The sequence below is a fragment of the Tenacibaculum skagerrakense genome (genome assembly GCF_004345825.1).
Taxonomy (GTDB): domain Bacteria; phylum Bacteroidota; class Bacteroidia; order Flavobacteriales; family Flavobacteriaceae; genus Polaribacter; species Polaribacter skagerrakensis.
The window spans coordinates 93,919-107,386 of record NZ_SLXM01000009.1 but is presented as its reverse complement, the minus strand read 5'-3'; the positions used below and the strand labels follow the sequence as shown (position 1 = coordinate 107,386).

11 protein-coding genes and 1 other RNA gene are annotated in these 13,468 nt (G+C 32.6%); 1 reads left to right on the top strand and 11 read right to left on the bottom strand.

All coding sequences use genetic code 11. The features are described from left to right. Positions 1-2 precede the first annotated feature (2 nt). From EV195_RS14145 to EV195_RS14105, 9 genes are all read right to left on the bottom strand, one after another. On the bottom strand, positions 3-470 hold the full coding sequence (locus EV195_RS14145) for a DUF6495 family protein (protein WP_132795618.1): 468 nt from the start codon (positions 468-470) through the stop codon (positions 3-5). Continuing rightward, positions 460-1,143, bottom strand: coding sequence for a peptidoglycan DD-metalloendopeptidase family protein (locus EV195_RS14140; protein WP_132795617.1), 684 nt, complete (start codon positions 1,141-1,143; stop codon positions 460-462). Before EV195_RS14140 ends, EV195_RS14145 begins: the two co-directional genes overlap by 11 nt. A gap of 64 nt (positions 1,144-1,207) precedes the next feature. Beyond that, a complete protein-coding gene (locus EV195_RS14135; protein ID WP_132795616.1) occupies positions 1,208-2,269 on the bottom strand; it encodes a hypothetical protein in 1,062 nt (353 codons plus the stop codon). A gap of 72 nt (positions 2,270-2,341) precedes the next feature. After that, the gene (locus EV195_RS14130) at positions 2,342-3,010 is read right to left on the bottom strand and encodes a Crp/Fnr family transcriptional regulator (RefSeq protein ID WP_132795615.1); all 669 of its coding nucleotides are present in this window, start codon (positions 3,008-3,010) and stop codon (positions 2,342-2,344) included. A gap of 101 nt (positions 3,011-3,111) precedes the next feature. Next, the gene (locus EV195_RS14125; RefSeq protein WP_132795614.1) at positions 3,112-5,379 is read right to left on the bottom strand and encodes an aconitate hydratase; all 2,268 of its coding nucleotides are present in this window, start codon (positions 5,377-5,379) and stop codon (positions 3,112-3,114) included. Between the two features lie 155 nt (positions 5,380-5,534). After that, positions 5,535-8,312, bottom strand: a complete 2,778-nt coding sequence (locus tag EV195_RS14120) for a bifunctional aconitate hydratase 2/2-methylisocitrate dehydratase (protein WP_132795613.1) — start codon at positions 8,310-8,312, stop codon at positions 5,535-5,537. A 258-nt stretch (positions 8,313-8,570) separates the two neighbouring features. Further along, positions 8,571-8,883: RNase P RNA component class A (rnpB, locus tag EV195_RS14115), an RNA gene on the bottom strand. A gap of 156 nt (positions 8,884-9,039) precedes the next feature. Beyond that, on the bottom strand, positions 9,040-10,161 hold the full coding sequence (gene dnaJ, locus EV195_RS14110; RefSeq protein WP_132795612.1) for a molecular chaperone DnaJ: 1,122 nt from the start codon (positions 10,159-10,161) through the stop codon (positions 9,040-9,042). Positions 10,162-10,229: 68 nt separating this feature from the next. Next, positions 10,230-10,793: a nucleotide exchange factor GrpE gene (locus tag EV195_RS14105; protein ID WP_132795658.1), complete on the bottom strand. Its 564-nt coding sequence runs from the start codon at positions 10,791-10,793 to the stop codon at positions 10,230-10,232. Positions 10,794-11,209: 416 nt separating this feature from the next. Between EV195_RS14105 and EV195_RS14100 the strand changes: the two genes are divergently transcribed. Next, a complete protein-coding gene (locus tag EV195_RS14100; RefSeq protein WP_132795611.1) occupies positions 11,210-11,413 on the top strand; it encodes a hypothetical protein in 204 nt (67 codons plus the stop codon). Positions 11,414-11,487: 74 nt separating this feature from the next. Here the strand turns inward: EV195_RS14100 and murA are convergent, their stop codons facing one another. Continuing rightward, the gene (gene murA, locus EV195_RS14095) at positions 11,488-12,801 is read right to left on the bottom strand and encodes a UDP-N-acetylglucosamine 1-carboxyvinyltransferase (RefSeq protein ID WP_132795610.1); all 1,314 of its coding nucleotides are present in this window, start codon (positions 12,799-12,801) and stop codon (positions 11,488-11,490) included. Continuing rightward, the gene (locus tag EV195_RS14090) at positions 12,802-13,431 is read right to left on the bottom strand and encodes a DUF4290 domain-containing protein (protein ID WP_132795657.1); all 630 of its coding nucleotides are present in this window, start codon (positions 13,429-13,431) and stop codon (positions 12,802-12,804) included. Positions 13,432-13,468: the final 37 nt, after the last annotated feature.

Genomic DNA, 13,468 nt, shown 5'->3' with positions numbered 1-13,468 from the left:
AATTAACTTATAATTTTTTCGAAAAAAGTAAATAAATCACCATTAGAAATGGTGCTTCCTTTTTCTATCAAATCAAAAATTTCAAGATTTCTTTCTGTAGTATATTCTTTTTTACCTTGAAAAAAAGAAACCTCTTGATTATTATAATGTTCTAACAACCAATTATAACCATTTTCAGTTAATAAATCAATATCCTCTTCAACTTTAATAACGATTCTTTTTATTTCATTATCAAAACACTTAAACAAATTAATCGTTTTTGATGAAAAATGTTCTAGATATTCTGTTTTATTCAACACATCTTCCCAAACCACATCACTAAACAAATTCATTTCTTCTTCAGCTAAAGAAGGATTCTCTGTTTTAATTGTAGTCCATTCTTTTACATCGATACTCTGGGTTGCTAAAAACTTTGAAAATTCTTCGTGTAACGATTCAAACTGCTCTTTTGTTAGTTGTCTATATTTCATTTGGCAATTTTAATAGTAAATTCGGATTTGGGCAATTTTGTTTAAAAAAATCAAGATTTTTTTCAGAGGTTACACCTGGGTAATCTCCTGAATAATTTTGGATATCCAAAATAAGTTGAAAATGTAAATGTGGAGCATAATCTCCATTAACATTACTACTTCCTAAACTTCCTATAATTTCTCCTTGCTTAACTTGTTGACCTACTCTAATATTTTCTATAGAGGAAGTAGATAAATGGCCATAAAGTGAATAAAAAACATTGTTATCTATACTATGTTTTACAATAATGGTTGGGCCATAATCTCCATGATTAAGATTATTCTTGAAGCTGTGAATTTCTCCATCTAGCACAGAAAGAACAGGTGTACCTTCATCACACCATAAATCGATTCCTAAGTGTATGTTTCTTTCTTCAACAGTAGATGAATTGAAATAAGAGCTTCTTTTGTATATATCTCTTTTTTCAATGTAGCCACCAAAAGCAACTTTAGCGTTTCTTTGTTGTAAAAAATTATTCAAATAAGATTCCCATTCAGAAGAAGACGATACATCAAAACTTTCTAGCTCTTCATTTTCAGAGGAAATAGAAATAAGTGTGTACTGTTTTAAAGGTATAGATGTATCGATTACTTTCAGCGGAGTTTCCGAGATAGTTTCTAAAAATTTTATCATTTGGTAAAAATAAAAAAAGTGCAGCTAGAAAAACCAACTGCACTCGGAAAACTCGGAATTATAACTAGTTTCTATTAACTGTTATCGAATTTGATAGGTTAAAACACCCTTGTAAATCATTAGCGTTTTTCCCTGTTTCTAGTCCTACTATTCCATCTTCATAACGGATATACCAAATTAAGCATACTCCTACTCCTGCTCCATCAAAATCAACTCCTTCTAATGCTGCCATTGTTGGTGGTAAACCAAGAATGCTACCAGTATCATCAGTAATTATAAAAGAACTATTAGAACCAAGAGGTGTTCCTGTGAGTGTAATACCAGAAACATTATCTGCAGTACCATCAACAGTAAAATTAAAAGGACCACCATTTAATGTTCCAGCTTCAGTTTTAGAACGAATTACATCTATTGAGTTAGATAAACTAAATACTCCTTCTAAATCATTAGCATTTTTCCCTGTTTCTAAACCTACTAATCCATCTTCATAACGGATATACCATATTAAACATTTTCCTACTCCAGCTCCATCAAAATCAACACCTTCTAAAGCCATTAAAGTTGGTGGTAAGCCTAATATATTTCCCATATCATCAGTAACTATGTACGAACTATTAGAACCTACGGGTGAACCTGAAACCGAAACTCCTGAAACATTATCTGCTGTACCATCAATACAAAAATTAAAAAGACCTCCATTTAACATACCTGCTACTGGACCATTATTTCTATTTACTGTAATTGAATTTGAAAGATCAAAATTTCCTTTTAAATTATTTGCATTTTGTCCTACTTCTGCTCCTTCAAGACCATCTTCATAAGCTAAATGCCAAATCAAACAAACACCAACTCCTGCTCCATCAAAATTTATTCCTTCAACTGCCTCAAGTGTTGGAGGTAATCCTAAAATATTACCAGTATCATCGGTAATTACATAGGTTGTATTTGCTCCTTGAATATTACCTGTTAAGGTAATTCCTGAAACGTTATCTACTTTTCCATCTACAAAAAATGTGAACGGTCCACCACTAAGTGTACCTGCTTCAGTGATTACTACTTTATCATCATCACTGCATGATGTAAAAGTTAGCGTTAATGCTATAATTCCTAACAAAAATTTTCTCATGGTTATTAACTTTATTACGGTTTATACAAAGTTATTTCACGAGATTTTTATAAAATGTAAGCTAGCTTACATTTAGGCAGTTTTTTTTAATCTGATTTCTTTTCTATTAAAATCTATGATTTGATTATGCTTTAACTCATTCATTAAGGAGTTTAATGTAGGTCGAGAAGTACCAATTAGAGAAGCTATGTCTTTTTGAGTATAAGGATGTTTAATTACATGATCTCCTGTTTGATCACACTCATACCCATAGTCTTCACATAATTCATCTAAGAATTCTAACAAACGTGTTTTAGCGTCTTTAAAAAGTAACAATTCTAATCTACGTTCTAATTTTTTAATTCGAATTCCAATGAATTTATAGATTTTAAAACTAATTGAAACATTATCTCTCATTAATTGAAACATAGTATCTTTTGATACAGGACAAATAGAAGTAGTATTATCTATTGATTGAGCAAATTCGTTTCTTTTATCGATTCCTAATAATGCTTTTTCACCAAAAATTTCACCTTTGGTTAAAATTGCTTTGATTACTTCATCTCCTTCTTCTGTGTAGTAACCAATCTTAACTTTACCCTTATCAATAAGATAAATTTTGTTAGCATTATCATCTGTAAAATAAATGTAATCACTCTTTTTGTATGTATCTATATCGTGTTCTTTTTTATACGCTGGGTATTTATGTGGACACAATATTTTAAAAAGATTTACATCTTCGAAATACCATAAAGCACTCATAGTTCTGAAAGTTTGATATTAATAAGTCACCTTAAAAATTGTAACCTTACAAAAAAAGCACTGAAAATTTCAGTGCTTTTAGAATATAAACTTTGAACGTTTTAAGCGTTTTGTTTTTTAATTAAATTTAATGCTGAACCTTCATTATACCATTCAATTTGATTGGCGTTGTAGGTATGGTTTACTTTAATTGTATCTTTTGATCCATCTGCATGAACAACTTCAATTGTTAAAGGCTTGTCTGGTGCAAATTCATGTAAATCTAAGAAGTTAAATGTGTCATCTTCTTGGATTAAATCATAATCTGCTTCGTTATCAAAAGTTAAACCTAGCATACCTTGCTTTTTAAGGTTTGTTTCATGGATACGTGCAAAAGACTTAACTATAACGGCCACAACTCCTAAATGACGTGGTTCCATAGCTGCATGCTCACGAGAAGAACCTTCACCATAATTATGATCACCAACAACAACTGTTGGAATTCCTGCAGCTTTATAAGCCCTTTGTGTAGCAGGAACTGCATCGTATTCTCCGGTAATTTGACTCTTAACGAAATTAGTTTGCTTATTATAAGCATTCACAGCACCAATTAAACAGTTGTTCGAAATATTATCTAAATGTCCTCGATAACGTAACCATGGACCTGCCATAGAAATATGATCTGTAGTACATTTTCCGTAAGCTTTGATTAATAACTTTGCACCTTTGATTTCATTCCCTATAGGTTCAAATGGAGTTAATAACTCTAAACGATCAGAGTTAGGATCCACTGCAACATCTACGTTACTTCCATCTTTTACTGGTTCAATGTATCCATTTTCTTTTACCTCAAAACCTTTTGGTGGTAATTCCCATCCAGTAGGCTCATCAAGCATTACTTCTTCACCATTTTCATTAATCAACTTATCAGTTAGTGGATTAAAGTCCAACCTTCCTGCTATTGCAATAGCTGCTACTAATTCAGGTGACGCTACAAATGCATGTGTATTAGGATTTCCATCTGCTCGCTTTGCAAAGTTTCTATTGAAAGAGTGAACGATACTATTCTTAGGAGCATTTTTAGGATCCTCATAACGAGCCCATTGACCAATACATGGCCCACATGCATTGGTGAAAATTGTTGCATCTAACTTTTCAAAAACTTGTAAAATTCCATCACGTTCTGCTGTATAACGAACTTGTTCTGAACCAGGATTAATTCCAAATTCTGCTTTCGTTTTCAATCCTTTATCTAAAGCTTGCTGTGCAATTGAAGAAGCACGCGATAAGTCTTCATATGAAGAATTTGTACAAGAACCAATTAATCCCCATTCTACTTTTAAAGGCCAGCCATTATCGTTTGCCTTTTTAGTCATGTCACTTCCAACTTCTGTAGACAAGTCTGGTGTAAAAGGACCGTTTAATAATGGGCCTAATTCAGATAAATTGATTTCTATTACCTGATCAAAATATTGTTCAGGATTTGCATATACTTCAGGATCTGCAGTTAAATATTCTTTAATTTTATTAGCCTCATCCGCTACATCTTCTCTATCTGTTGCGCGTAAATAACGTTCCATAGATTCATCATAACCAAATGTTGATGTTGTCGCACCGATTTCAGCTCCCATATTACAAATAGTTCCCTTACCTGTACATGACATAGCTGTTGCTCCAGGTCCAAAATATTCTACAATTGCACCAGTTCCTCCTTTAACAGTTAGAATTTCAGCAACTTTTAAAATAACATCTTTAGGTGCTGTCCAACCAGATAATTTACCTGTTAACTTTACCCCAATTAATTTTGGAAATTTTAATTCCCAAGCCATACCTGCCATTACATCAACTGCATCAGCACCACCAACTCCAATAGCTACCATTCCTAATCCACCAGCATTAACTGTATGTGAATCAGTACCAATCATCATTCCACCTGGAAATGCATAGTTTTCTAATACTACTTGGTGAATAATACCTGCTCCAGGTTTCCAAAAACCAATACCATACTTGTTAGAAACTGATTCTAAAAAATTAAAAACTTCATTACTTGTATTTAAAGCACTTTGTAAATCACTACTTGCCCCGTTTTTAGCCTGAATTAGGTGATCACAATGAACAGTAGTTGGTACAGCTACTTTAGGTTTTCCAGCCTGCATAAATTGTAATAATGCCATTTGAGCAGTTGCATCTTGGCAAGCTACTCTATCTGGAGCAAAATCAACATAATCTTTTCCTCTTCTGAAAGCTTTTGTTGGTGTTCCATCCCAAAGATGTGAGTATAATATTTTTTCTGCTAAAGTTAGAGGTGTTCCTGTAATTTCACGAGCAGCATCTACTCTTTCTACTACTTTACTATACACCTCTTTGATCATTTCTATATCGAAAGCCATAAGTTTGAGTTGTTTTTAATCTGTTTCACGAATTTAAGAAAAATGAATTTAAATTCCTTATCAACCAAACTATAATACCATCAACATAATATCTTAAATAAAAAAGCTCAAGTTACTTAACCTGAGCTTTTAATTGTGATATCTAATTTTAGTAATTATATTACTAATTGCTTTTGTGATGGTTTAAATTTAGTCAATACAATTCCATCAACAGCAGCTTCATATTCTTCCATAGTTGGAGTTCTTCCTAAAATTGTAGATAAAACAACAACTGGTGTAGAAGATAATAAAGATTCTCCTTTCTTTTCAGTAGAATCTTTTACCACTCTTCCTTGGAATAAACGTGTTGAAGTTGCCATTACTGTATCTCCTGGCTCTGCCTTCTCTTGGTTACCCATACATAAGTTACATCCTGGACGCTCTAAGTACAACATATTTTCATATTTGGTACGTGCTAAACCTTTTGGAGCATTGTCATCGAATACGAATCCAGAATACTTTTCTAAAACTTCCCAGTCTCCTTCTTCTTTTAACTCATCAACAATATTATAGGTTGGAGGTGCAACAACTAATGGAGCGTTAAACTTAACCTCACCTTGTTGTGCTTCAATATTCTTTAGCATTTGTGCTAAAATCTTCATATCTCCTTTATGAACCATACAAGATCCTACGAAACCTAAATCTACTTTTTTTGTTCCTCCATAAAAAGATAATGGACGAATAGTATCATGAGTATAACGCTTAGAAACATCTTCATTGTTTACATCAGGATCCGCAATCATAGGCTCAGCAATTTCATCTAAATCGATAACAACCTCTGCATAATATTTAGCATCTGCATCAGGCTTTAAAGCAGGTTTTATTCCTGTTTTAACTTCTTGAATTCTAGCATTTGCTTTATCAACTAAACCTTGTAACATTTGCTTTTCGTTATCCATTCCTTTATCAATCATGATTTGGATACGATCCCTTGCTATTTCTAATGATTCAATTAATGTCTCATCTTCTGAAATACAAATAGAAGCTTTCGCTTTCATTTCAGCAGTCCAGTCTGTAAATGTAAATGCTTGATCAGATGTTAACGTTCCGATATGAACTTCAATAATTCTTCCTTGAAAAACATTTTCTCCACCGAATTGCTTTAACATCTGTTGTTGTGTTGCATGAACCACATCACGGAAATCCATGAAACTTCTCATTTCTCCTTTAAAGGTAACTTTTACAGACTCTGGAATAGGCATTGTAGCTTCTCCTGTTGCTAATGCTAAAGCAACTGTACCAGAATCGGCACCAAAAGCAACACCTTTAGACATACGAGTATGAGAATCTCCTCCAATGATAATTGCCCAATCATCGATAGTGATATCATTTAAAACTTTGTGGATTACATCCGTCATTGCATGATATTGTCCTTTTGGATCACGAGCAGTGATTAATCCGAAGTCATTCATAAACTTCATTAACCTTGGAATGTTCGCTTTTGACTTATCATCCCAAACAGAAGCTGTATGACAACCTGATTGATATCCAGCGTCAACAATAGGCGAAATAACAGTTGCTGCCATCATTTCTAATTCTTGTGAAGTCATTAAACCAGTAGTATCTTGAGAACCTACAATATTAACTTCTACGCGAACATTAGAACCAGCATGTAATGTTTTTCCTGGAGTAGTTCCAACAGCATTTTTATTGAAAATTTTCTCAACAGCTGTTAAACCTTGTCCTTCTATTGATACTTCTTTTGAAGCAGCATACACCTGAGGAATCTCAATTCCTAAAGCTTTACAAGCAAATGTTTGTAATTTTTTACCAAATACAACAGCATAAGAACCGCCTGCTTTAATAAACTCCATCTTTTGTGGAGTTAATGCAGTTGAAATATCTTTTAGCTCTTTATCTCCGTTATATAATTTTTTCTCTTTAGTATTAATTGTAAGAACTGTACCTGTATCTACAGAATATACTTGCTCTAAAATAGGTTCACCATCAGCATCATACACTGTATTTCCTTCTGCATCTTTCTTCTTAACCCAGTTTTGTAAGTCTACACCAATTCCTCCTGTAACTCCAACTGTTGTTAAGAAAATAGGAGCAATACCATTAGTTCCTGCTATTACAGGTGCAATATTGATAAATGGTACGTAAGGGCTTGATGGAATTCCTGTCCATAATGCAACGTTATTTACACCTGACATTCTTGAAGAACCAACTCCCATTGTTCCTTTCTCTGCAATTAACATTACTCGTTTATCTGGGTGTTGCTCTTTTAATGCTAAAAGCTCTTGTTGCATTTCTTTATTATGCTCAAAAATAGATTGACCATGTAACTCACGATCTGATCTAGAGTGTGCATCAGCTCCTGGAGATAATAAATCCGTTGAAATATCTCCAACTCCAGCCACATAAGTTACTACTTGAATCTCTTCTTCAACTTCAGGTAACTTTGTGAAAAACTCAGCTTGTGCATAGCTTTCAATAATTTCTTTAGCAATTGCACTACCTGCTTTCATTGCCTCTTCTAAACGATCAGTATCTGCCTCGTATAAAAACACTTGAGTTTTAAGAACTTTAGCTGCTTCATCTGCAATAGCTTTATCACTTCCTAATGATAAATCTAAAAGAACTTCAATTGAAGGCCCTCCTTTCATGTGTGATAATTGTTCAAAAGCAAATTCAGGAGAGATTTCTTTAACTTCAAATTCTCCAAGAATAATTTCTTTTAAAAACTTAGCTTTTACCCCAGCGGCACTGGTTGTACCAGGTAAAGTATTATATATAAAAAACTGAAGAGAATCTTCTCTATGTGGATTATTAGCATCTTTTATTTGTGCTATTATCTCACTTAATAATTCAGCTCCATCAATTGGTTTAGGGTGTAATCCCTGACTCTTTCTCTCTTCAATTTCTTTAATGTAATCTTTGTAAGTGTTCATAAAATCTTTTTAATATTAAAGCCTGTTATGAAATCGTTTTCGCTAATTTCAATTTGGCAAAAATACGACTTTAACCATTATTTTAAAAATAAACAATAAAACTTCGAAATAAGTGAAATATCAATAATATAAAGTTCAAATTTTAAGAATACAAACGTTTTAATGGTTTTTAAAAGTTAAAATTTTGATATATTCTTAATTTAAGATGTAATTGATTGAATCGTACATCTTTAAAATTGTTCTAAATAAGCATCAAAGAAAAAAAGCAGATCAATAAGCCGGATTCTGTAACTTAAAAAGCTCTTATCATTTATCTAGTTTTATAATTACTTATAAAATCTATCTGCCTACCCCTTAGAATCGTGCGAGTAACACTCAATCTCTAATATACGTGGCATTGCACCGCATAGAGTTTACCTGGTTTCACTACAGCATTACCTGTACATTCTTTCTGTTGCACTTGTCCTCAGTTTACACTGGACGGATGTTATCCGCTATGCTTACTCTTTGGTGTCCGGACTTTCCTCTTCGTTTTTGTAATTAAAACAAAGCGATAAGACTGATCTGCTATATTTTTTTATAAAGTATTTTCATAAAAAAACCCACTCAAAGATTGAGTGGGAAAATTGCTATGAAAAAGAAAAAGTATCTAGGACGTCTCCTAGATGATACAAATATATTATATTTTTTTGTATCAAACAAATAAAAAATTGAAAAAGATATTTTTTTAAGAAAACATATCTTTTACTTTTTCAAAAAATGATTTATCTGTTTTCTGTGGGTTTGGAGAAAAGTTATCATCCTCTAACATTGACTCAAAAAACTTTCGTTGTTCTTTTGACAATTCTTTAGGTGTCCAAACATTAATATGAATTAAGAAATCTCCATTACCATATCTCTCTATACTAGGCAATCCTTTACCTTTTAATCTTAAAATTTTCCCAGATTGCGTACCTGCATCAATTTTAATCTTAACCTTACCTGTAACAGTTTCTATCTCTTTTGAAGTTCCTAGAACAGCTTCAGAAAAATTGATATATAAATCGTAATGAATATTACTTCCTTCTCTTTTTAACGTTTCATGTGGTACTTCTTCAATTAAAACTAATAAGTCTCCTGGAATTGAGTTCTTTCCTGGAGCTTCATTACCTTTTCCTCCAACTTTCAGCTGAACTCCTTCAGTTACACCTTCTGGAATATTAATTGAAACCGTTTCTTCTTTAATAATCATACCTTGAGCATCTGCTTCACTAGGACGATTATCAATCATTTCTCCTGCTCCTTGACAAGTGCTACAAGTAGTTGCTGTTTGCATTCTACCTAAAATGGTATTTGTAACACGCATTTGTTGTCCAGAACCGTTACAAGTTGAACACGTTTTATAAGTTACACCATCTGCTTGAATTTTACGTCTTACTTTAACTTTCTTTTCTACACCATTAGCTATTTCCTCTAAAGTAAGTTTAACACGAATACGTAAGTTCCCTCCTTTAACTCTTGCTTGTCGACGTCCACCGCCGCCAAAACCACCAAAGCCTCCTCCAAAAGCTCCACCAAAAATATCACCGAATTGACTGAATATATCATCCATATTCATGCCTCCACCTCCGAAGCCTCCGCCACCTTCAAATGCAGCATGTCCAAACTGATCATAACGAGCCTTCTTTTGCTCATCACTAAGAACTTCATATGCCTCCGCACATAACTTGAACTTCTCTTCAGCTTCTTTATTATCAGGGTTTTTATCAGGGTGGTATTTTATCGCCATTTTACGATATGCTTTCTTAATTTCAGACTGAGTAGCCGATTTAGAAACTCCTAATACTTCGTAATAATCTTGTTTTGCCATATTCTTTCAATTGACAATTATCAATTACCAATTCACTTGATAATTAATAATTGATAATTCATCATTGTTTACGATTGAGCCACCACCACTTTTGGGTGACGAATTATTTTATCTCCTAGCTTATATCCTTTCTCTACACAGTCTATAATTTTTCCTTTTAAATCATCAGATGGTGCAGGAATTTGTGTAATTGCCTCGTGAGTATCTGGATTGAAATCATCACCTTGTTTTACTTCAATAGCCACTAAACCTTTTTGTTCTAATGTCTTAAGAAGTTTTTGGTATATTAACAATACACCTTTTCTTAACTCTTCTGCCTCTTTATCATCTTCAATATGTGTCAATGCCCTTTCAAAATCATCCAAAACTGGCAGTAAAACTGTCATTAATTCCTGATTTGCCGTTCTGAAAAGCTCAATTCTTTCTTTAGTAGTTCTTTTTTTATAGTTTTCAAATTCAGCAAAAAGACGTAAATATCTATCTTTCTCTACTTGTAATAAATCTTCTGTTGAAGGTTCTTCTTTCTTCTCTTCTTCCTTATCATTACTACTATTTTCAAGATTTACCTTTAACTCATCGTTCTCGATAGCATCTCTTATTTCGTCCTCTTTAGTATATTCACCTTTACTCATTGTAAATAATTTCTTTGTATTTTCTCTTACATATTTAGCAAGAATACTGCCATTACGTAAATAGTGCCACATTGACACAAGCTACTTTTTATTAAGAATTACATAAAAATCAAAACAGATTGAATTAATTGGTTAACATCTTTACTGAATAAAATAAGGTTTACAAAACTCATTTTTTTACTTTATGTAAGAAGCTTATCTCAGGAAGAAGAATTCCTCCCTCTTTAATATCAAAAAAATACTTTTAAAATTTCGATTACAAAACACCCGTGTCAAATATTTGGATATTAATAATTTAAACCTTCACTACATTTTTTAACATAAATTTTTCAGGTGATGTCACTTTTGTAAGACTTTGCTTTGCTATTTTTATGAGAGTTTAATCAAATATTAATTTTTAAAGTCCCTTGGGAATTATGAAAAAATCAATTTTAAATGTACAAGGTGCTACTAAACTTAGTAAAGCACAACAACAAGAAGTAAATGGAGGAATCGGTTTAATTGGTAACGTAGATTTAAGCAAGTGCGGATGTGACTGCGCAGGTAGAGTTACTGGACCTTTATATTGCCAGAAATTTATTGCTTGTCCTCAAGTTTACACTTGTCATGAAACAATGTAAAAATTAATTTTTTACTTATGAAAAAGGCATCTGATAAATCAGATGCTTTTTTTTTGTAATATCTCTTAAGTAGATTAATCTTCTATTCTTTCAATTTTTGCTCCTATTGCAGTTAATCTTTGAACAATACGTTCATAACCTCTATCAATTTGTTCAATATTATTAATGATACTAGTTCCTTTTGCAGATAAAGCCGCAATCAATAAAGAAATACCAGCACGAATATCAGGAGAAGTCATTTTGGTAGCTTTTAATTGGCTTTCAAAATTATGACCAATTACTGTAGCCCTGTGTGGATCACATAAAATAACTTTGGCTCCCATATCAATTAACTTATCTACAAAGAACAAGCGACTTTCAAACATCTTTTGATGAATTAAAACAGTACCTTTTGCTTGAGTAGCAACTACAAGTACAATACTCAATAAATCTGGAGTAAAGCCTGGCCAAGGAGCATCAGCAACTGTCAATACAGAACCGTCTATGTAATTCTGAATTTCATAACTCTCTTGTTCAGGAATGTAAATATCATCTCCTCTTTTTTCTAAATTTATACCAAGTTTTCTGAAAACATTTGGTATTTGTCCTAAATCTTTCCAGCTTACATCTTTGATTGTCAACTCAGATTTTGTCATCGCAGCCATTCCTATCCAACTTCCAATTTCAATCATGTCAGGTAAAATACGATGCTCACACCCCTTTAAACTATCAACACCTTCAATAGTTAATAAATTAGATCCAACACCAGAAATTTTAGCCCCCATGCTATTCAACATTTTAGATAATTGTTGAATATAAGGCTCACAAGCTGCATTATAAATGGTTGTTGTACCTTTAGCTAAGACAGCAGCCATTATAATGTTAGCTGTACCTGTAACTGATGCTTCGTCTAAAAGCATATCAGAACCTGTTAAGCCACTTTCTGCTTCTACACCATAAAAATATTCTTCTTTATTATAACGAAACTTAGCTCCTAAGTTGATAAAACCCTCAAAATGTGTATCTAAACGACGTCTACCTATCTTATCTCCTCCCGGACGTGGAATATACCCTTTTCCAAAACGAGCTAATAACGGCCCAACAATCATTATAGAGCCTCTTAGAGAACTTCCATCTCTTTTAAAATCAGCACTTTCTAAATATTCTAAATTAATTTCATCAGATTGAAAACTATATGAATTAGCTCCCAATCTTTCTATTTTAACTCCTAATTCACCAAGAATAAAGATTAATTTATTTACATCAATAATATCAGGAATATTGTTTATCACTACTTTTTCTGGAGTTAATAAAACCGCACAAATTACTTGCAACGCTTCATTTTTTGCTCCTTGTGGTGTTATTACTCCTTTAAGTTTATGCCCTCCTTCTATTTTAAATGACGCCATTTACTTTTTTCTATTTTTAGAATTTTTATTGTTTGTTTTTTTCTTTCCTTGAGTAGTCCTTGTTTTTTGAATATTCTTTTCATCAACTAACTCATCCTCTCTACCTTTAAAATTAATTTTACCATCTGTTAACTCATAAAGATGTTCTATAATTACTTCGTCTTCAACATGGTCTTTGTTCCAATTTAGGTAACATTTCTTCATATGATTAGCAATTGCAAAAGCTAATGCTTCTCTCATATCTCCTTCTTCCCAAGTTAACGCTACATCTATCATCGTTTGTATATTGGTACCATAAAAACGATACTTCGAGGCAGATTTTGGATATGGCATAGGCTCTGGCTTTTCTCTAAGTTCTTCTTGTGAAGGTTGCTCATAAGGAGAATCAACATCCAATTTAAAATCAGACATTATATGTAATTGATCCCAAAGTTTATGCTTAAAATCAGGCACATCTCTTAAATGCGGCTGTAAATTTCCCATTACGTCTATAATAGCTTTAGCCATTGTATTTCTTTCCTCTCTTGAAGCAAGACTTACGCAATGATCAACCAGTTTTTGTATATGTCTCCCATATTCTGGGATAATTAATGTTGTTCTTTCTGAGTTATATTCTAAATCAAACGTCATATTCATGTTTATTTATCGCAAAGTAAGGATTAATTGT

Bases quoted from the DNA above. Each gene is read 5' to 3' on its own strand.
- EV195_RS14145 (WP_132795618.1), bottom strand. From the start codon at position 470: ATGAAATATAGACAACTAACAAAAGAGCAGTTTGAATCGTTACACGAA.
- EV195_RS14140 (WP_132795617.1), bottom strand. From the start codon at position 1,143: ATGATAAAATTTTTAGAAACTATCTCGGAAACTCCGCTGAAAGTAATC.
- EV195_RS14135 (WP_132795616.1), bottom strand. From the start codon at position 2,269: ATGAGAAAATTTTTGTTAGGAATTATAGCATTAACGCTAACTTTTACA.
- EV195_RS14130 (WP_132795615.1), bottom strand. From the start codon at position 3,010: ATGAGTGCTTTATGGTATTTCGAAGATGTAAATCTTTTTAAAATATTG.
- EV195_RS14125 (WP_132795614.1), bottom strand. From the start codon at position 5,379: ATGGCTTTCGATATAGAAATGATCAAAGAGGTGTATAGTAAAGTAGTA.
- EV195_RS14120 (WP_132795613.1), bottom strand. From the start codon at position 8,312: ATGAACACTTACAAAGATTACATTAAAGAAATTGAAGAGAGAAAGAGT.
- dnaJ (WP_132795612.1), bottom strand. From the start codon at position 10,161: ATGGCAAAACAAGATTATTACGAAGTATTAGGAGTTTCTAAATCGGCT.
- EV195_RS14105 (WP_132795658.1), bottom strand. From the start codon at position 10,793: ATGAGTAAAGGTGAATATACTAAAGAGGACGAAATAAGAGATGCTATC.
- EV195_RS14100 (WP_132795611.1), top strand. From the start codon at position 11,210: ATGAAAAAATCAATTTTAAATGTACAAGGTGCTACTAAACTTAGTAAA.
- murA (WP_132795610.1), bottom strand. From the start codon at position 12,801: ATGGCGTCATTTAAAATAGAAGGAGGGCATAAACTTAAAGGAGTAATA.
- EV195_RS14090 (WP_132795657.1), bottom strand. From the start codon at position 13,431: ATGACGTTTGATTTAGAATATAACTCAGAAAGAACAACATTAATTATC.